Below are 17962 nucleotides of genomic sequence, written 5' to 3' on the forward strand. Positions count from 1 at the left end.
GTTACATAGGTAAAACGGCTTTTGAATGGGCATAGGTTTTAAGCTTTCAGTTGTTGAGGCAAGGCTGCCACCACATGATCAATCGTCAAACGCGTCTTAAGCGGCATATAGGCTAAAGCAGGCCAGACCACGTGAATCGGAAAATGGACACTGGTAAATTCTGCCAATATCTGAACTAAACGACCCTCCTGCAGTTCTTTATGGATGAGCCAGTCCGGTAACCATGCGATACCATAATGCGATAACACCGTATCCTTGATTGCTTGCATGTCATTCAACATAAATTTAGCTTTCGGTTTGACCGTATATTGCTGTTGCTGTTCATCCTGTAATTGCCATTTTTGCAGATGTCCTGAGGAGGCGTAGGCAATAGTTGTGTGGAGCTGTAAATCTTCCAGAGCGTTGACAGGCCCTGATTGTTGAAGATATTCAGGTGTGCTGCACAGTAACATCCGATGCATGCCTAGTTTTCTGGCCACCAGTTGATGACTGTCAGGCAGATTTCCAATTCGGATTGCCAGATCAAAACCCTCTTCAATCAGGTCAACCGTCCGGTCATTAACCGACAGTTCAATCTGTAAATCGACATGCTGTTGTGCAAAACCTGCCATGAGTGGGGCAACATAAAGCTGTCCAAACAGCACTGGAGCTGAGATTCTTAATAAGCCCGTTGCCGTGATTTTACCTTGGTCTAGCAAACTTTCCGCGCTATGAATTTCAGCAATAGCACGCTGACTATGTTCATAAAACAGCGTACCTTCAGCCGTTAAGCTCAGGGTTCGGGTTGTACGTTTAAATAGCGAGACACTTAAACGCTCTTCTAAGCGGGCAATACTTTTGCTAACCGCTGAACGGGTTAGATGCAGCTGTTCAGCGGCGCTACTAAAGCTTCCTGCCTCGACCACCGTTACAAAGATGGAAATCGTACTCAGTTCAGTTTGCATAATTGTAGAATTTTTGGAACCAATTAACTGAAATATTATCACTACTGGTGATTGTAATCTAATAGTAAGATAACTCCATCAAAGATATGGAGAACAAACATGGCAAAAGTGTTGGTGTTGAAGTCAAGCATTATGGGCGATCATTCACAAACTAGCCGTTTGATCGATGCATTTCTAAAACAGCGTGTAGAAAACGGTGTACAAGATGAAGTCATCATTCGTGATCTGACCACACTGAATTTACCTGTACTGGATGCCGAGATTTTCCATGCTTTACGTGGTGCCGAAAATGTGAATGCTACGGTCCAGCAGATTGTGCAACTATCAGATGAGCTGATTGCAGAGCTTAAAGCGGCAGACTTATTGTTGATTGGTGCACCGATGTACAACCTGAATGTGCCAACCCAATTGAAAAACTGGTTTGATCTGGTAGCACGTGCTCGCCATACCTTCCGTTATACCGAAACCTATCCACAAGGTTTGGTTGAAAACGTTAAAGCGATTGTGATGAGCAGCCGTGGTGGTATTCATCTTGGGCAAATGACCGATGCAGTGACACCTTATCTTCGTTCAGTATTGGGCTTGATGGGTATCCATGAGGTTGATTTTGTTTATGCTGAAGGTCTTGATATTTCTGCACTAAAGGCCGATGCCTTGAAAGATGCGCATCTGAAAGCACAACAGATGGCAGTGTAATACCTCTCATCCCCCTTACTGCCGTATTGGCAGAATCGGACAATGTTCCAACTATTGTCCGATTTTTTTTATCTGAAAAAAACATGACAAGCACGCTAAACAAATTTTAACTTTTAGAGGTGAAACAAAATACCCTATTGAAATAGAGCATGATGACTTGATGAAATTAACGGATATTTTTCCACCAGGCTTGAAAGACTTGCTGTTGGTTATCAAGTTCAACCAGTTCACCAATTATTGGTGTGGCAAGGCGATAATTGCGAGTTTTTGAATATTCAGAAATACGGATAATCGGTTCATTCCATGCATGTTTGGCTAAGCTAAATTTGGAGTGATGAACTGGAAGCATATTGCGTGCATTCAGCTCTTCAGTAGCTTGAGCGACTTCATCTGGATGACAATGTACAGAACGCCAGGCTGCATCATATTGCCCATTTTCCATCAAGGCCCAATCAAAGGGACCATATTTTTTGCCGATCGCTGCAAAATGCTGACCATAACCGCCATCTCCGGTATAGAAAATCTTGTTATTCGGTGACTGGATCACAAATGACACCCATAGATTTTTACCGCCCTCAAAGGCCCGCCTTGAGTCGTGATGCGTAGTTTCAGTGATAATACAAATACCCTCATCAAATTCGATCCGGTCACCCCAATCTCTCTCGATCAGCTTTTCTTTGGGATAGCCCCAATACTCAAAATGTTCTCCAACCCCTAAACCGGTAATCACGTATTTGACCTTATCTTTGAGTTTGATAATGGTGTCGTAGTCCAGATGATCATAGTGATCATGTGAGATCAGTAAATAATCAATATCGGGTAAATCTTCAACCTGATAAATATCGGTTCCTTTATAGGCGCGTGTGCCCCAAGGGAAGGGAGAAGCTTTGCCGCTCATGACCGGATCAATCAGGAATTTTTTACCCTGCAGCTGCATAAATACCGAGGAATGTCCAAACCAGACCATGACATCTTGTTGTGGATTCAGTGTTTTTAGATTGGTCTTAATCGAAGGAATCGGATCAAGTGGATTGCGATGGGGAATGGTCTGAATAAACGTTTTGTAGAGTTCAATAACCATGCTGCAACCTTCACTCATACCTGACTTTTCAATCAGATTACGGAATTGACCTTGCCGATAATTGGGAGAGCTTTTGATTAATTGTAAACGTTCGCCAGAGGGACTTTTACCAAATAAGGGGTGTTGCGTATAAATAAAACTGCTCACAATAAGCAGCATCACAGCGATCGCAAAAACAATAAGCATAAATGCAGTCAACCATTTCATTTGAGCATTCGATACGACAGTAATAAAAAGTCAAAGCGACAAAATGATGAAATAGACTTGAAAACCGATGAATGAAAGATGGCCTATTCTGATTGAAGCCTTGCTTCAAAGCATCAAACCGGTTCTTTTTATCTCGCGGTCTATGGCATGAGAAGAAATGTGATTGAGCAAAAGGAAGCCATTTAGACAGGGTAGGTTTGTGTTAGACTAGCGCACATTACAGGATCGAAAATGACTGTAAGTAGAGACGACGAGTAGGTAGCATGATCGGGCAGCAGAGAAACATATTGGCAAGTTTAGGAATAGATGTCTGGATTCCTAGGGAAGCCGTATGTCAAAAAAATACTGCGTCCAGCCTGTGGCGGGATCAGGTGCTTGAAGAGCTTAAACAAGCCCCTGCACCGGTATTTGAGCCTGCGCCAGTGGTTCAAGATGTTGAGGTCAAAGCTGTCCAGACAGCGCTGGTTACTGAAATTGAACGTCCTCAACAGGCGGAAGTCGTTGCAGAACCTGTGGTTAAAGAAGCGGTCGTTGAAAAAGAACAGATCGTTGTTAGCACCCAGATCCAGGCATTTGAATTGCAAATGTATGTTCTGGAAAACTGCGCCATTTTATTGGAAAGCAGTCAGCTCAACGATGCACAGCGCCAGTTATGGCAAAACATACAAAAGGCCAGACTGGGACAATATGCTGAGTTAAAATGGCCATTTCCTTTGGCGGCTTTTCAGGAAAGTCGAGGACTGTCTTCATATATTCAAGGCTTTCTGGATGCAACCGCCACTGGTAAAAAAATATTATGCTTAGGTCAACTGGACTTTATCCAGCATTCTAATATATTACATTTAGCGAGTTTGGAAGAAATGCTGACTCAACCTTTACTCAAAAGACGGTTGTGGCAGCTCATGCAATAAAGAGCGGAATTTAATAATGAAGAAAGTCGTTGTATTTAGCCAGATCGACCAGGATGTTATTGCCCAGTTACAGCAAGATTATCAGGTGGTGGTACTGAATCCCAAGCTTGGTGATATCAATGAACAAATCCGAACAGAAGTGGCTGATGCCGATGCCATGATTGGCGCAGGGCGCTTACTTAATGAAAGTAATCTTGCACCCGCACAAAAACTCAAAGTGATTTCTACCGTTTCGGTGGGCTACGACAACTATGATGTCGATTATCTGAATCAGAAAAAAATCTGGCTAGCGAATACACCGCACGTATTGACTGAAACCACAGCAGACCTTGCTTTTACTTTATTGCTCAGTGCGGCACGTCAAATTCCCTATCTGGATGCATGGACCAAACAGGGCCAATGGAAACGGACCGTATCGACTGAACAGTTTGGTGTCGATGTTTTTGGTAAAACCCTGGGTATTATTGGTCTGGGAAATATCGGGGCTGCCATTGCCCGTCGCGGTTTTTATGGTTTCAATATGAATATTCTGTACCATAATCGCCGTGAAAAAATTGAAGTTGCACAAGCTTTCAATGCGCAATATCGTGAGCTCGATCAACTGTTACAACAGTCGGATTTTATTGTGGTTGCGGTTGATTTGAATACCGAATCTAAAACCCTGATTGGTGCGGAACAGTTCGATTTAATGCAGAAACATGCGGTATTCGTCAATATTGCCCGTGGTTCAGTGGTCGATGAAAATGCATTGATCGAGGCCTTGCAGCAAAACAAAATCTTTGCAGCAGGTCTGGATGTTTATACCAAAGAACCTTTGCAAACTTCTCCTTTATTCGACTTACCTAATGCCGTGACTGTCCCGCATCTGGGTTCGGCAACCGCAGAGACACGCAAGAAGATGGTGAATCTTGCTTATCAAAACCTGATTGAGGCTTTAGAAGGCCGTACGCCACGTTATCTGGTCAATCCGAAATTCGAATAATTGCTTACAATGCTGAGCATTTAATCGCTGGATTATTGTACTGGACGATCTTTCTAAATTGATGGATATTGCTACACTTGCGCCCTTTGTGACTTCATCTTGGGGTGTCTGGTGTTTGAGAAATTAGCTGAACAAAGTTTAGGGTTAATGGGCTGGGAAATTGACAATCATTGGGATCTGAATATTGATCAATGTGTCATGATTGCAGCCCCGCACACCAGCAACTGGGATGCGCTTTATGCACGTCTGGCCCTAAAAGCCTTAGGGGTTAATGTACGTATCACCATTAAAGACAGTTATATGAAATTACCCTTTGGTCCTTTTGTACGTGCGATGGGCGGAATCGGGATTGACCGTCGTGTCAAGCAGCAAGGCCAGGAGCGTCCAAGTATGGTTCAGCTCATGAGTAATCTGTTTAAGACACATCCTAAATTGGTGATGCTGGTGACCCCTGAAGGAACGCGAGCAAAACAGGAACAATGGAAGACGGGCTTCTATTATGTTGCGACCACTGCGGGTGTGCCGATTGCTTTGGCTTATATGGATTATGCCAAGAAAAAGACCGGTGTAGGAAAAATTGTTTATCCAACAGGGGATTATGAAAAAGACATGGCGGAAATCATGGCTTTTTATGCGGGAATTCAAGGTAAATTTCCGGAAAAATTCAGTGTAGACCAGCGTTATATGACAGCGGAATAAATAAGCTGCTTGCAAAAATCATAAAATAAGGCAGGATTTTTCTGCCTTTTATAACACATTGTTGCAAATTTCTCCTTTTTTCAGTGCTATATTAAATTTCTTTATTAAAATCATAGAGAAACCCCTTGAGATCGTTGCTGCTTGCATGTGGCTTACTGGCCACAACTCAATTGAGTCATACAGAGGTGTTTTTGCCGACAGTGACGGCTGGGCAAACAGAAGTACCTGAAATTGGCAGCGGTATCGGTTTACTCGACCAGCAAAAAGAAAAATTTATTGGCGAAAAGGTGTATCGTGAAGTCCATCGTCAAATGCCAACCGTGCAGGATGCATGGCTGGAAGATCAGTTTTTACAAGTTTTCTCAGGTATTTTAAGCCAGACCCAACTGGGCCAGCCGATTGGGCTGGTGATTGTAAAAGATCCTCAAATTAACGCTTTTGCGGTACCGGGTGGCTTATTTGCCTTAAACACCGGTCTGATTACCTCGGCAAAAAATCTGGATGAAATTGCGGGCGTTATGGCGCATGAGATCGCGCATGTGGCACAGCGACACTACAGTCGTTCACAAGAAGCATTTAAAGGGCAGGGCTTACTGGCATTGGCGGGGATTCTTGTCGGTGCCGCCATTGCCTCTCAGGCAGATAGCAATGCGGGTTCGGCGGTCATGCTGGGAACTCAAGCCGCATTAATGGACAAGCAGCTGAGTTATAGTCGTAATCAGGAACGTGAAGCAGATCGTATCGGTATGCAGTTTATGTATGCTGCTGGCTATAATCCGCAAAGTATGGCGGACTATTTTGAAACCATGCATCGTGCAACCAGTCGGGTTAGCTTTTTACCAGACTTTTGGTTTACCCATCCTTTAACCACTGAGCGTATGAGCGAAGCACGATTGCGGGCGAATCAACTGCCGAAAGTTAAATCAAAAATTTACGATCTCGATTTTGAAATTCTAAAACTCTATACCTTGGTTGTGTCTAATCAGGCGACAGAAATCCAGTTACAGGCACTGGCCAACCAGAACAATACTGCAGCACAACTTGCACTCAGCAAATTCTATTTAGAGCGCGGTGACTATACGCAGGCTCAGGAAAATCTGGATCTGGTTAAAACAAGATTAAAAAATCATGTGCTGATTCCTTTGATCCAGACAGATATTTATTTGGGGCAAAATAAAATAGAGCAGGCCAGTAATAGTATTGTTTCAGTACAAAGAACCATGCCTGAAAACCGGGCATTGTCTTATAAACTGGCAGAGGTGTTGATTCGTCAAGGACAGGTCGCGCAGGCACAAGCTTTGGTACAACGTTTTATTCATAAGAACCAAAGAGATATTGAAGGCTGGCAATTATTGCAGCGTGCCACTAATCTGGATAAGAGTTCTTCGCTGCAGGCGATTAATGTGCTGTGCTATCGTGCAGAAGCCGAGTATTGGTCGGGATATGAGGAAAATGCGATTAAATCGATGCTGCATGCCCAGCGCTTGGCAAAAGGAAATCTGGCTATGTCAGCCAAAATTGACTCGCGCCTAAAACAAATGCAAGATGAACGGCGTATGAAAATCTAAAACCAGCTAAGACCCCAAGGAAAATAAAATGATCAAAGGGCAATGTTTGTGTGGTGCGGTGCAGTATCAATATCATGGGGAAATTGAAAACAGCATCTTATGTTATTGCATGCATTGCCAGCAGGCTCAAGGTGCAATTGCAGGCTGGAACAGCCCGCTTGAGCAAAGTAAATTTGAGCTAATTTGCGGGCGTGAGCAACTGAAAGAATATTTTCATACGCCGAACAAGGCACGTGTATTTTGTCAAAACTGTGCCAGTCCGCTTTATTCTTATCGTATTGATTTGCCGAATGTCATCCGTTTACGTCTGGGTACAGTGACGGAAGGTGATATCCCTGCACCGAAAGAAGAATTTTTTCTTGAGCATAAACCAAATTTTATTGAATTAAGATAAGATGGCCTGCGTAAGCAATGGCTGAGCATTTAGAACATTTATGAAAAAGATTTTAGTTTTAATTTGTGCATTAAGTGCAGTGGGGATGAGTTCAGCAGCTTCTGTTGAGCAATATGTAAATGCAGTCGATAAAATTCGTAGTAGCTATGCACAGGATATCCGTAGTTTTTTACGCAGCTTGAATCCCCAAACCTCACAATTTACGCCTGAGCAGCAGGCCAAATATTGCCAGATAAATCAGCGTTATATTCAGGATATGTCGGATGCGATCGAACAAAATCGCTCATCATTACCGGCACAATATGCCAGTATGACCAGACAGGATCTCATCAAGCAGGTTGCAGAATCGAAAGAGATGCAAATGCTCGCGAAATATCATGTTCAGTGTGATTTTAAATAAAACAGCGGCTTTGGGTTCATTGTTGCAATGAATCCAATTTTTGAATTAAATAAATTATATAAAGGGGGGATTAAGCAGATTAGCTTAATTTTGCTTTAATTTTAGCAGATACTTGTGCAGGATCGGCACGCCCGGCTATGATCGGACGTAGAGAATTCATCACCTTACCCATATCTTTCATGCTAGTAGCTTCTTGAGCAGCAATCGTTTGCTCAATGATAGAATCAAGCTCTTCCTCAGTCATAGCTTCTGGTAGAAATTGAGAAATAACCTCAACTTCGGCTTGTTCTTTACTAGCTAAATCATCACGACCAGCGCCTTGAAAGGCTTTGATCGATTCTTTACGTTGTTTAATTTGCTTTTCAATGACCGCAAGAACCTGAGCATCGTCAAGCTCTATGCGCTCATCGACTTCGATTTGCTTAATTGCTGCCTGTACACCACGAATCACCGTTACTGTTGCCATATCTTTGGCACGCATTGAGTTTTTTAACACGTCAGTAATCTGGTTTTTTAAAGTATTCATAGTCTTCAGCAGTCAATCACAAATTAATTAGTAAAGGCGAGTAGTACGTACAGATTCGCGAGTCAATTTCTTTTGATAACGCTTAACTGCAGCAGCTTTTTTACGCTTACGTTCTTGAGTTGGTTTCTCATAGAATTCGCGCTTACGAACGTCAGCTAAAACACCCGCTTTTTCGCATGAACGTTTGAAACGACGGATAGCTACGTCTACTGGTTCGCCTTCTTTCAACTTAACTTGTGGCATGTAAAATCCTCTAAGATAATGGATAAGATCTAACGCACTATGCACTAGATCGCAAGTGAAGGTCAGTATTTTACTCATTTACAACTCAGATCACAAGTCTATAATAGCTCGGATATTATTTTTGATCGTTGTAAAGGCAGTTTAATGATTGTTTTGGGCTTGGAAACTTCGTGTGATGAAACTGGGTTAGCACTCTATGATAGCGAGCTCGGCTTACGTGGACAGGTTCTCTATAGCCAGATCAAACTGCATGCTGAATATGGCGGTGTGGTGCCTGAACTGGCTTCACGTGATCATGTTCGTAAAATGATTCCCTTGATGAATCAACTGCTTGAGCAAAGTGGTGTCACCAAGCAAGAGATTGACGCAGTGGCTTATACCCGTGGCCCAGGTCTCATGGGCGCGCTTATGACGGGTGCGTTATTTGGTCGTACCTTAGCCTTTGCGCTGAATAAGCCTGCGATTGGTGTACACCATATGGAAGGTCATATGCTGGCACCATTACTTTCGGAAACTCCACCGGAATTTCCGTTTGTGGCTTTACTGGTTTCTGGCGGGCATACCCAATTAATGGCGGCTTATGGCATTGGTCAGTATGAATTACTCGGTGAATCAATTGACGATGCTGCGGGTGAGGCCTTTGATAAAGTCGCGAAAATGATGAAGCTACCTTATCCGGGTGGACCGAATATTGCGAAGCTGGCGTTACAGGGCGATGCACAAGCTTTTGAATTCCCGCGCCCAATCTTGCATCAAGGTCTGGATTTTTCTTTTAGTGGTCTTAAAACAGCAGTTTCGGTACAACTGAAAAAGCTGGGTGAAGAAAATCGGGATGCGGATGTGGCTGCCTCTTTCCAAGAGGCAGTTGTCGATACGCTGGCAAAAAAATCTGTGAAAGCTTTAAAGCAAACGGGTTTAAAACGTTTGGTGATTGCGGGTGGAGTCAGTGCCAATCTGCGTTTGCGTGAGCAATTAGAGACCTCACTGAAGAAGATAAAGGCTAAAGTCTATTATGCCGAGCCTGCGTTGTGTACCGATAACGGCGCCATGATTGCCTTTGCCGGATACCAGCGATTAAAAGCAGGACAGCAGGATGGTTTGGCGGTGACCACCACACCACGCTGGCCGATGACCGAGTTAAAACCGACTTAAATTAAACGCTTCCTTTTAATTGGTTGTGGAGCGATGAGTAAATCCGGAGATCTCTGGATTTACTGGACTATTCTTATATTTACAAATCAGATTCTTGATTGATATACATGGCACAGGTTTGAGGCCCGCGCTATGTTATAAAGTATTGGATATATTATTTATTTTTGATGAGCTAAAACTCATTGTGGAGTACAAAAGTTGAAAATTTCTTATATTTTTACATGTGGCCGATTAGAATCTTTATTCAAGATTCTATGCCTCACTCAAAAAGGTGAGGACAAGGTTGCATCAAAAGAAAAAATCGTTGAACAATATCGGAAAGATATCGCTTTAGGTCGACCATTTGAAGAAACTGAACTTTATCAATTAATTGAACAAAGTGAAGAAAAAATTATCATTAATCGCTTAAGTAATATTCTGCGCGAGAAACCGACTCAGCAGAAAAGCAACTTTGATGCGGATGAATATAAGACAGGTGCATGGTCTGAGTTTAATGATTATAAGCTGGCAGTTCGTTTTTCTAATGCGAAAACTGAGTTAAGTGAAAAGCACTTTGCGAAAACTGGTGAATACATGACCAGTCGTGGTATCGCAAAATTGACGGGTTTTAATCCAAGTAACATTAAGAATATGTTGCATCATAAAAGAAGTGTGGTCAGAAAAATGCTAACCACTTTAGAAAAGTTAGCAAGAGAGTATTAATCTTTAAGCTCTATTTTCGATGCAGAGACAATGTCTTGCTCTGCATCGATAGTACTCAATTTTTTTAATAATCAAATAATTTCAGTGTTTTTTAATAATGTATAAATAAAAAGGAACCAATAATGTGGGTGATTAAAGCAGCCAATGGTTGTGCATGGTTAAGTATAATTATAGTTGTCGCAGCAGCAATTTTTTCAATTTATGTTCTCAGTATTCCATGTACAACTGATCGAATCTGTGAAATGCCACCCATTCATTTATTCTTTTTGCTGGCATGGATTATTTCAATTATCTGTAATTTTATTGGCATCATTTTTTCGATCATTGGATTGAAAAAAGATGAACCCATTAAAAAACTAGCCAAAGTAGCATTGTTCTTTAATGGGAAAATCATTGCTTTTAGCTTTGTGTGCGCTTTATTACTATTTATTGATTTTAATGGCTTAGCAATTTTTCTAAGTGATTAACCGTTAACGATCAGCTTTAGACAACAATGCCAGACACACAAAAATCAACACCATACCCAGCCAGCCAATAGGTGCCAGTTGTTCGCCAACCAGCAAGACGGCAAATAGTGCTGCAACCAGTGGTTCAAATAGGGTTAGTGTGGTGGCGGTGCTGGCTGAAATGGTTTTTAGCGCATAACCAAATAATAGGTAGCCGAGAAACATCGGAATCAGCATCATATAACCCACCACATAAAGATTTACCGGTTCATCAAACAGGTTGGTCCCGGTAAAAAATAGGGTCGGTAATAGAATTAAGGCCCCAAAACCGAAGATCAGACCCATAGAGGCTTTGGAATCAACGCCACGATCAATCATCTTTTTTGCAGCCCAGGAATATAAAGAATAGGTCAGGGCAGCGATCAATCCGAGAATAATGCCAAGGCTTTTCTGGTCTGTCGCAATAGTATGTGTTGATCCCTGAGAATGAGATTCGCCAATGGATAACAGTAAAACGCCGGCGACACCAAAAACGAAACTGATAAACCATTTGCCAGAAAGTGCCTTTTTATCAAAAAACTTTTCTAGTAATGCGGTAAATAAAGGGGCTGAACCGATTGAAACCACGGTGCCAATGGTAATCCCCGCCATACGCATCGATGAATAGAACGCCAATGGGTAAATCGCGACCGAGACCATACCGATCAATAATAATGGATAGTAAGCGCGAATGTGCGGTAAATGGTTGCGAATATCTTTATGGGCAAGCAAGGCTTGTAACAACCCACCACCACCCATGGCAATTGCGCCGATGGCCAAAGGACTTAAATTCGGTGCATAGGACGCAGCCGTCCCTGTAGTTCCCCATAAAATAGAGGCCACTAACACTGCAATAAAGCCATAATGAGCTTTTATATTGATTGAGCTATTCAATTTGTGATCTCTTGTTCTAATAAACGCTGAGCCATGTGTTTGGCTGCAAATACCTTGTCGCTGGAACTTTCCAAACCTGCGCGGGCAATCGATCCTTCAAGAAGAAAAGAAAGTAGTAATGCCAGTTCTTTGACTCGCTCAGCATCGTGGATTAATTGATTTAAATGGCCGGCTAAAATTGCTTCAATTTCGTCTTTATGGTTTTTTACAACTAATCGCTCAGGGCTATAAGCAGGAAATTCTGCTGCCGCATTCAATAAGCCACAGCCACGAAAACCGTTTTCATAGGCAAATTCGGCATGATCCTGATAGGCATCAAACACGGCCAGAATTCCATCTAGAGGGGTTTTAATCTGGACTTTTCGTTTTTCGTATAAGTCGAGCCATTCCTGATGACGTGCTTCGATATAGCAGGTGATCAGATCTGACTTGGTAGCAAAGTTATTATACAAAGACATTTTCGCCACGTTGGCTTTCTCTGTAATGCTGTTGATGCCTGTATTACTGATGCCATCGTTATAGAACAGGGTGGATGCTGCATCCAGAATTTTTTGTTTTGCTGATTTCGAACTCATCGTAAAATTACTTATGTATACCGATCTACCTAATATTAGGTAAAAATTATTTTATTCGCAAGTATGAATCCTTAAACAGACAGCAATTTTTTAGCGATGAAGCGGCGAGAGAAATGAGAGAGTAGATAAGCCTTCTAATATTTTCAAAGGCTTATTGCTATATTAACTTCTAAATAGAATGTTTATTGAAATGCTTTTTGGTCTTCGACATCTACATATTCAATATAACCACGTCCTTGAACAGGCTCATTTAAATATTCACCTGTAAAGGTATAAGCACTGGCGTAACCCACACCATGACCATAACGGAACGGACTATCAATTTTTGCTGTAATTTCCAGTACCTTTTGATTGGCCTTATTTTTAACAGACCATGAAAACACTTGCGGTAAGCGCATTTTCTTACCGCTTGGTGAAACATAGTCCTCGATTTGATGAGAAATCACGTTAAATTCAACTTCAGTATAAATTTCAGCTGGTTTATCAGTATGACGTATATGCAAGCTATATGCAGCAGGTTTCCCCAGAATGTCAGCCTTGGTTAATAAGAGTTGCGTTGTTTCGCTAAGATTAATAATCTGATACGTGAAGAAATCCAGCGGTAGTTTATAAGCTTCAGGTATGAGTTTTTTAGCGACCATATGAGCACCAGTTGCGCGCGCATATTCATAGGTACATAAACCTTCAGCAGGTGTTTTTTTGCCCTTATACTCAAGTTGACCTTTGAAGCTGGCTAATAGACTGAAATGATCATAAATCGGGGTTTTGATAAACCATGAAATTTGATCGCTGACATCCAGTTCAAATTCAAAGCTGAGGCCATGATAAGCACCTTTGAGGTGAATATGTGGTAATGTGCCTTGAATTGAAACCTCTTCGCCCAATTCGATTAACGTGCCATCTTCCTGAATATTCGCATTTTCAGGCATGATATAGGCTTTTAACAGATGTTCATCTACAGCAGCCGTGCTTGAAAAGAAGGTTGCGCTTTCTCGTGGATTGCCCAAGGTAATATCATCATGGTCAAAAGCCAGTGCACCAGGCGTACCAAGCAAGATCATAATATTTAAATAACGGTGCGGTTCAGGCAACAATGGAAAGAAAATTCCATAATGCGTCCAGGTATAAAACTTTTCTTCTGTTCTTGGACGGATGATTTCAGGGGCGGAAAAAGGGATTGTTGAATACTTGACCGCTTTATCTAATGTGCCCTGAGCAAGCAATAGACTTTTACCTAATATTTTGCTGGTCAGGGAGGCTGGTGGCAATTGTTTTTTCATCTCATTTTCCTAAACTCTATTTACGCAGGGAAGTAGGTTAGGGAAAACAATTGCCATTGCTAAGCGGAAATGAGGACAAAACCACAGCTTTAGAGGACAACTCAATATTTAACTTTTTAGGTAATTTTTTCTAAATTTTGTGAACCAATCCAATGTTTTGAGAACTGGTAGGCGGCACGTCCGGAACGTTGTCCACGGGCCTGAGACCATTTTAAACTTTCACCACGTACCAGCTCGTTATACTCCAAATCGGCTTTCACGATATAGTGTTCAACGATTTCTAAATAAAGCTGCTGATCCATAGGATAGAAGGATAGCCACAAGCCAAACCGATCCGAAAGTGAAATTTTTTCTTCAATGGCTTCCTGTGGATGCAGTTCCGTATATTGCGGCACATCGACTTTCCGTACCGGGGTATTCTCATGCATAAATTCAGGCAATAAATGACGGCGGTTACTGGTGGCGTAAATAATAAAATTGCTTGAGCCAGATTGCAGGGAACCATCCAGAACGCTTTTTAGACTGCGATAGTTTTCATCTTCGGCGTTAAAAGCCAGATCATCACAATAGACAATAAATTTCTCAGGGCGCCCTTCAATTAGCTTTTGAATTTTAGGCAAGTCTGACAGATCATCGCGTTCAATTTCGATCAAACGTAAACCTTGCGCTGCATATTCGGTAAGCAGGGCACGTACAATCGACGATTTCCCTGTGCCTCGAGAGCCAGTGAGCAATACATCATTGGCCGGCAAGCCATTCAGGAATTGTAAGGTATTCTGGATAATCTTCTCTTTCTGGCGTTCAATCCCTTTTAAATCTTCCAGATACATTTGCTTGGGTTGTTGTATTGCGACCAGTTGTTGATTTTCCCATCGAAATGCAATCGCAGAAAAATCAGTCGGCTGTTTTGGTGCAGGAAGAACTTGCTGCAGTTGTGTTAGGACATTCGATAAAGACTGGAGAATAGATTCGGGTAAATCAAGGATCGCCATAAATACAAACCAAACTTAATGATGAATAGTGATACTAACATTGCTATTTCTGAAAGAAAGAAGATCTCATCAGAAATATCGAAATAAATCGATTTTACCCTTGATTGTTACAGCAGCTTTTTGCATTGTATAGGTGCAAGAATTCAAAAAATATGCTGAAAAACAGGATCGCGAATGTTCAATAGAGTTCAGGAAAAAAAGAATACATATCAGTCGCATAGGGTTGATGTATTGCAAGAACACTTACGGCACGCAAACTCTTATGATGAATGGAAGGAAATTGCACTAAAACTGGACGAAGAATCGGGTCATGAAGTATGGAAATATGACAATGACTCGCCTTATTTTGATGCCGAAATTTTATCCAAGCGTTATAACCTATTAAAAAAGTATCGCACTCAGCATCGGACACTTGATCTGATTTATGTATTAAGAGAAGGCTTGTCTTATGACTTTGCCAATATTGGTCATCCAATGTTATTTGCGCAAACCTATATCGGAACAAAAAAGATTATTGAAAATTATGTCGAGGAAATGAGTGACTGTTTTCGTTATCTTGCCTCTAGTGAATGTATTACCTTTCAGTTAAAGGAAAAAATCCAGTTTTTTGAAGAATGCCAGAAAGCCTATGGACAGCCAGCCTTGATGTTTTCTGGTGGCGCTACCTTGGGACTGTTTCATACCGGCGTATGTAAGGCCTTGCTCGAGCAGGATTTAATGCCACGGGTATTGTCCGGCTCCAGTGCGGGGGCCATCATGACCGGCATGCTGGGCGTCTCCACCTCGGATCAGGTGCCCGACTTGCTCAAAGGAGAGCATTTTTTTAGTGATGCATTCAAGTTCAGGAAAATAAGTGAACTGGTCAAGGGACGTGGCGGTTTCGCCGATGTCATGTATTTAAAACAGTTCCTGATGCAAAACTTGGGCGACGTCACCTTTGCTGAAGCTTATCAGCAGTCCAACCGTCATATTAATATTGTGATTGCACCCTATAACACGGCGCAAAGTCCGCGGATCATGAATGCATTAACTGCACCGAATGTGTTGGTATGGAGTGCAGTACTGGCTTCTTGTGCGGTCCCGGTGCTATTTCCACCTGTGCATTTGACCAGTAAGCGTTATGACGGGCAGCATACTCCATATCTGGCCAACACTAAATGGGTGGATGGCAGTATGCGTAGTGATTTCCCGCAGGAAAAAATGGCACGGCTGTATAATATTAATTACACCATCGCCAGTCAGGTCAATCCGCACATTGTGCCGTTTATGCAAAGTGATTCTGAACGCTTTCGTAGAGATGTCTTGAGCTGGCCTGAGCGGATTGTGCGCCGTCAAGGCAAAGCGATTGCATTGGAAGTGATGGATCTGACACGTAATTATGTGGGAAGCTTTTTCCCGATCCGCCGTGCGCTGGATCATGGCTACGGTATTCTGGGACAACGTTATTATGGTGATGTGAATATCATTGCCAAATACGGTTTACGGCACTATAGCTATATGCTGAAAAATCCACGGCCAAAACTGTTCAAAATCTTGCAGCGAGAAGGTGAGCGGGCTACCTGGCCCAAAGTTTCTGCCATTGAAACTCATGCACGGATTGGTAAAACCATTGAGCATTGTTTAACATCATTGCGAAAGCAGGAAGAAAAGCAGCAGAATGAGTTTTACTACGTGGATCTGTGATCCCAAGAGTCAACTTGAAAACTTAACTTTAGTGACCAAAGCACAAAGCTATGCCTTTGGGCGTCGTTTATATACTTTTGAAATTAACCAGCAGCAATACTGGCTGAAATTCCATCGTTCAAATACCCATACCGGTTTAAAACAGGCTTTATTAAGCGAGCTGGAGTTTTACCAGCAGCAAGCTGGGCAACACTTTTTGTTACCGCATCAGATCGTTCAGCTTAACCCGTTCACACCCCTATTGGATTGTGAGGGTGATGAAATAGGCTTGATCACGCTTGCTGCGCAAGATTTTTTTACACCTATGCAGGATTTGAGCAATATTGAAGAACTACGGCAAAAGCTGCTGAAGGCCTTAGATGCATTAAATGAGTTGCATCAATCGGGCTGGATTCATGGTGATTTAAAGGCAGAACATTTTCGCTTATATGATAACGGTTGCAGGCTGATCGACTTTGAACAGACCGTTAAGATAGGGCAGTCCATCACGACCTTGAATGCAACACCGCATTATATGGCCCCAGAACTGTTTCAGGGTGCAGGCAAGAGCGTGCAAAGCGATTTATATGCCTTCGGTATTATTGTTTATGAATGGTTGACACAAAGCAGATTACACGCCAAAAGCTATCATGATTGGGCGATATTGCATTGTCAGCAACTCCAGATCCAGCTTCCCGAGCAATTACAGTGTTTTTCCCCCGTGTTAAAAGGGTTGCTGGAAAAACATGTTCAACATCGATTTGATTGTGTTGACGCGATAAAAACACGCCTCAATACGCTAATTTTGCTTTAAAAGTAAACATAACACCTTGATTTGAATATTATATGTTCATTTGAGTGGTTTTTTTAAAAGAAAGACTTGTCATGAAGAACGTTTCTCTCTAATATGCATACCCATCGGGGGCGTGGCGAAATTGGTAGACGCACTGGATTTAGGTTCCAGCGCCGCAAGGTGTAAGAGTTCGAGTCTCTTCGCCCCCACCAAATTTAAAAAGCAAGGTTACCTTGCTTTTTTTATGGTTAAGTCTTTTAGGCTTTAATCATGCGGTTATAGAGGATTGGTGTAATGGTAGCATGACGGTCTCCAAAACCGTTCGTCAAGGTTCGAGTCCTTGATCCTCTGCCAAATCTGAAAAGGACTTTTTATAAAGTCCTTTTTTTATGTCTGTTATTTTCTCAGTTGTATATTAAAAAAGCATTAGGTTTCATAGACATGTTTTTTTTATAAAAAGGGCTTGTCATGAGCAAAGTTTCTCTCTAATATACACACCCATCGGGGGCGTGGCGAAATTGGTAGACGCACTGGATTTAGGTTCCAGCGCCGCAAGGTGTAAGAGTTCGAGTCTCTTCGCCCCCACCAAATTTAAAAGAGCAAGGCCATCTTGCTTTTTTTATGGTTAAGCCTGTTAGGCAATAACCATGCTGTTATAGAGGATTGGTGTAATGGTAGCATGACGGTCTCCAAAACCGTTCGTCAAGGTTCGAGTCCTTGATCCTCTGCCAAATAAATAAAAAAGCCCTTGTGAAAACAAGGGCTTTTTTATTTGT

At 42.1% G+C, this 17962-nt stretch carries 20 protein-coding genes and 4 tRNA genes; 16 read left to right on the forward strand and 8 right to left on the reverse strand.

Going from position 1 to position 17962, the window contains the following annotated elements:
- Positions 1-38: 38 nt before the first annotated feature.
- Positions 39-944, reverse strand: a complete 906-nt coding sequence (locus tag IEV39_RS02180) for a LysR family transcriptional regulator (protein ID WP_005287368.1) — start codon at positions 942-944, stop codon at positions 39-41.
- A gap of 99 nt (positions 945-1043) precedes the next feature.
- Between IEV39_RS02180 and IEV39_RS02185 the strand changes: the two genes are divergently transcribed.
- A complete protein-coding gene (locus IEV39_RS02185) occupies positions 1044-1640 on the forward strand; it encodes an FMN-dependent NADH-azoreductase (RefSeq protein WP_005287366.1) in 597 nt (198 codons plus the stop codon).
- A 166-nt stretch (positions 1641-1806) separates the two neighbouring features.
- Here IEV39_RS02185 and IEV39_RS02190 read toward each other — a convergent pair whose 3' ends face one another.
- On the reverse strand, positions 1807-2907 hold the full coding sequence (locus IEV39_RS02190) for an MBL fold metallo-hydrolase (protein WP_032883173.1): 1101 nt from the start codon (positions 2905-2907) through the stop codon (positions 1807-1809).
- Between the two features lie 284 nt (positions 2908-3191).
- On the opposite strand from IEV39_RS02190, the gene IEV39_RS02195 reads away from it, so the two are divergent.
- The 6 genes from IEV39_RS02195 to IEV39_RS02220 all read left to right on the forward strand — a co-directional run bounded on the left by IEV39_RS02195 (position 3192) and on the right by IEV39_RS02220 (position 7882).
- Positions 3192-3839, forward strand: coding sequence for a hypothetical protein (locus tag IEV39_RS02195; RefSeq protein ID WP_005287362.1), 648 nt, complete (start codon positions 3192-3194; stop codon positions 3837-3839).
- A gap of 16 nt (positions 3840-3855) precedes the next feature.
- Entirely contained in the window at positions 3856-4821 is a 966-nt protein-coding gene (locus tag IEV39_RS02200; protein WP_005287359.1) for a 2-hydroxyacid dehydrogenase, read from the forward strand.
- A gap of 111 nt (positions 4822-4932) precedes the next feature.
- Positions 4933-5520, forward strand: coding sequence for a 1-acyl-sn-glycerol-3-phosphate acyltransferase (locus IEV39_RS02205; RefSeq protein ID WP_005287356.1), 588 nt, complete (start codon positions 4933-4935; stop codon positions 5518-5520).
- A 155-nt stretch (positions 5521-5675) separates the two neighbouring features.
- Complete coding sequence (locus IEV39_RS02210) at positions 5676-7088, forward strand: M48 family metalloprotease (RefSeq protein WP_371873703.1); 1413 nt, start codon at positions 5676-5678, stop codon at positions 7086-7088.
- A 28-nt stretch (positions 7089-7116) separates the two neighbouring features.
- The gene (locus tag IEV39_RS02215; RefSeq protein ID WP_005287350.1) at positions 7117-7482 is read left to right on the forward strand and encodes a GFA family protein; all 366 of its coding nucleotides are present in this window, start codon (positions 7117-7119) and stop codon (positions 7480-7482) included.
- A 40-nt stretch (positions 7483-7522) separates the two neighbouring features.
- A complete protein-coding gene (locus IEV39_RS02220; protein ID WP_005231428.1) occupies positions 7523-7882 on the forward strand; it encodes a hypothetical protein in 360 nt (119 codons plus the stop codon).
- A 79-nt stretch (positions 7883-7961) separates the two neighbouring features.
- On the opposite strand, the gene IEV39_RS02225 is transcribed toward IEV39_RS02220, so the two are convergent.
- Complete coding sequence (locus tag IEV39_RS02225; RefSeq protein WP_004652784.1) at positions 7962-8408, reverse strand: GatB/YqeY domain-containing protein; 447 nt, start codon at positions 8406-8408, stop codon at positions 7962-7964.
- Between the two features lie 27 nt (positions 8409-8435).
- On the reverse strand, positions 8436-8651 hold the full coding sequence (rpsU, locus tag IEV39_RS02230; protein WP_004652785.1) for a 30S ribosomal protein S21: 216 nt from the start codon (positions 8649-8651) through the stop codon (positions 8436-8438).
- Between the two features lie 144 nt (positions 8652-8795).
- On the opposite strand from rpsU, the gene tsaD reads away from it, so the two are divergent.
- The 3 genes from tsaD (at position 8796) to IEV39_RS02245 (ending at position 10972) form a co-directional block, all read left to right on the forward strand.
- On the forward strand, positions 8796-9803 hold the full coding sequence (gene tsaD, locus IEV39_RS02235) for a tRNA (adenosine(37)-N6)-threonylcarbamoyltransferase complex transferase subunit TsaD (protein ID WP_005287346.1): 1008 nt from the start codon (positions 8796-8798) through the stop codon (positions 9801-9803).
- A 198-nt stretch (positions 9804-10001) separates the two neighbouring features.
- Positions 10002-10505 carry a hypothetical protein gene (locus tag IEV39_RS02240; protein ID WP_005287343.1) on the forward strand — a complete coding sequence of 168 codons (504 nt, stop codon included), beginning with the start codon at positions 10002-10004 and terminating at the stop codon, positions 10503-10505.
- A gap of 122 nt (positions 10506-10627) precedes the next feature.
- Complete coding sequence (locus IEV39_RS02245) at positions 10628-10972, forward strand: hypothetical protein (protein WP_005287341.1); 345 nt, start codon at positions 10628-10630, stop codon at positions 10970-10972.
- A gap of 3 nt (positions 10973-10975) precedes the next feature.
- On the opposite strand, the gene IEV39_RS02250 is transcribed toward IEV39_RS02245, so the two are convergent.
- From IEV39_RS02250 to IEV39_RS02265, 4 genes are all read right to left on the reverse strand, one after another.
- Complete coding sequence (locus tag IEV39_RS02250) at positions 10976-11884, reverse strand: DMT family transporter (protein WP_005287337.1); 909 nt, start codon at positions 11882-11884, stop codon at positions 10976-10978.
- Entirely contained in the window at positions 11881-12459 is a 579-nt protein-coding gene (locus IEV39_RS02255) for a TetR/AcrR family transcriptional regulator (protein WP_005287334.1), read from the reverse strand. The genes IEV39_RS02250 and IEV39_RS02255 overlap by 4 nt, the downstream gene beginning before the upstream one ends.
- 182 nt (positions 12460-12641) lie before the next feature.
- Positions 12642-13739, reverse strand: coding sequence for a DUF6670 family protein (locus IEV39_RS02260; protein WP_005287331.1), 1098 nt, complete (start codon positions 13737-13739; stop codon positions 12642-12644).
- 116 nt (positions 13740-13855) lie between these two features.
- Positions 13856-14731 carry an ATP-binding protein gene (locus IEV39_RS02265; RefSeq protein WP_005287328.1) on the reverse strand — a complete coding sequence of 292 codons (876 nt, stop codon included), beginning with the start codon at positions 14729-14731 and terminating at the stop codon, positions 13856-13858.
- Positions 14732-14905: 174 nt separating this feature from the next.
- Here IEV39_RS02265 and IEV39_RS02270 point away from each other — a divergent pair, with 174 nt between their 5' ends.
- From IEV39_RS02270 to IEV39_RS02295, 6 genes are all read left to right on the forward strand, one after another.
- Complete coding sequence (locus IEV39_RS02270; protein ID WP_005287325.1) at positions 14906-16414, forward strand: DUF3336 domain-containing protein; 1509 nt, start codon at positions 14906-14908, stop codon at positions 16412-16414.
- Positions 16389-17207 (forward strand): protein kinase domain-containing protein, encoded by an 819-nt coding sequence (locus IEV39_RS02275; RefSeq protein ID WP_005287322.1) that lies wholly within the window; start codon positions 16389-16391, stop codon positions 17205-17207. Before IEV39_RS02270 ends, IEV39_RS02275 begins: the two co-directional genes overlap by 26 nt.
- Positions 17208-17313: 106 nt before the next feature.
- Positions 17314-17398: transfer RNA gene (locus tag IEV39_RS02280), tRNA-Leu, on the forward strand.
- Between the two features lie 68 nt (positions 17399-17466).
- Positions 17467-17540 (forward strand) — tRNA-Trp (locus IEV39_RS02285).
- Between the two features lie 149 nt (positions 17541-17689).
- Positions 17690-17774: transfer RNA gene (locus tag IEV39_RS02290), tRNA-Leu, on the forward strand.
- Between the two features lie 69 nt (positions 17775-17843).
- Positions 17844-17917 (forward strand) — tRNA-Trp (locus tag IEV39_RS02295).
- Positions 17918-17962: the final 45 nt, after the last annotated feature.

It is taken from the genome of Acinetobacter courvalinii (genome assembly GCF_014635545.1).
GTDB classification, from domain to species: domain Bacteria; phylum Pseudomonadota; class Gammaproteobacteria; order Pseudomonadales; family Moraxellaceae; genus Acinetobacter; species Acinetobacter courvalinii.

What these genes read in the sequence shown, in the direction of transcription:
- IEV39_RS02180 (WP_005287368.1), bottom strand. Translation starts at nt 944, where the DNA reads ATGCAAACTGAACTGAGTACGATTTCCATCTTTGTAACGGTGGTCGAG.
- IEV39_RS02185 (WP_005287366.1), top strand. Translation starts at nt 1,044, where the DNA reads ATGGCAAAAGTGTTGGTGTTGAAGTCAAGCATTATGGGCGATCATTCA.
- IEV39_RS02190 (WP_032883173.1), bottom strand. Translation starts at nt 2,907, where the DNA reads ATGCTTATTGTTTTTGCGATCGCTGTGATGCTGCTTATTGTGAGCAGT.
- IEV39_RS02195 (WP_005287362.1), top strand. Translation starts at nt 3,192, where the DNA reads ATGATCGGGCAGCAGAGAAACATATTGGCAAGTTTAGGAATAGATGTC.
- IEV39_RS02200 (WP_005287359.1), top strand. Translation starts at nt 3,856, where the DNA reads ATGAAGAAAGTCGTTGTATTTAGCCAGATCGACCAGGATGTTATTGCC.
- IEV39_RS02215 (WP_005287350.1), top strand. Translation starts at nt 7,117, where the DNA reads ATGATCAAAGGGCAATGTTTGTGTGGTGCGGTGCAGTATCAATATCAT.
- IEV39_RS02220 (WP_005231428.1), top strand. Translation starts at nt 7,523, where the DNA reads ATGAAAAAGATTTTAGTTTTAATTTGTGCATTAAGTGCAGTGGGGATG.
- IEV39_RS02225 (WP_004652784.1), bottom strand. Translation starts at nt 8,408, where the DNA reads ATGAATACTTTAAAAAACCAGATTACTGACGTGTTAAAAAACTCAATG.
- rpsU (WP_004652785.1), bottom strand. Translation starts at nt 8,651, where the DNA reads ATGCCACAAGTTAAGTTGAAAGAAGGCGAACCAGTAGACGTAGCTATC.
- tsaD (WP_005287346.1), top strand. Translation starts at nt 8,796, where the DNA reads ATGATTGTTTTGGGCTTGGAAACTTCGTGTGATGAAACTGGGTTAGCA.
- IEV39_RS02245 (WP_005287341.1), top strand. Translation starts at nt 10,628, where the DNA reads ATGTGGGTGATTAAAGCAGCCAATGGTTGTGCATGGTTAAGTATAATT.
- IEV39_RS02255 (WP_005287334.1), bottom strand. Translation starts at nt 12,459, where the DNA reads ATGAGTTCGAAATCAGCAAAACAAAAAATTCTGGATGCAGCATCCACC.
- IEV39_RS02260 (WP_005287331.1), bottom strand. Translation starts at nt 13,739, where the DNA reads ATGAAAAAACAATTGCCACCAGCCTCCCTGACCAGCAAAATATTAGGT.
- IEV39_RS02265 (WP_005287328.1), bottom strand. Translation starts at nt 14,731, where the DNA reads ATGGCGATCCTTGATTTACCCGAATCTATTCTCCAGTCTTTATCGAAT.
- IEV39_RS02270 (WP_005287325.1), top strand. Translation starts at nt 14,906, where the DNA reads ATGTTCAATAGAGTTCAGGAAAAAAAGAATACATATCAGTCGCATAGG.
- IEV39_RS02275 (WP_005287322.1), top strand. Translation starts at nt 16,389, where the DNA reads ATGAGTTTTACTACGTGGATCTGTGATCCCAAGAGTCAACTTGAAAAC.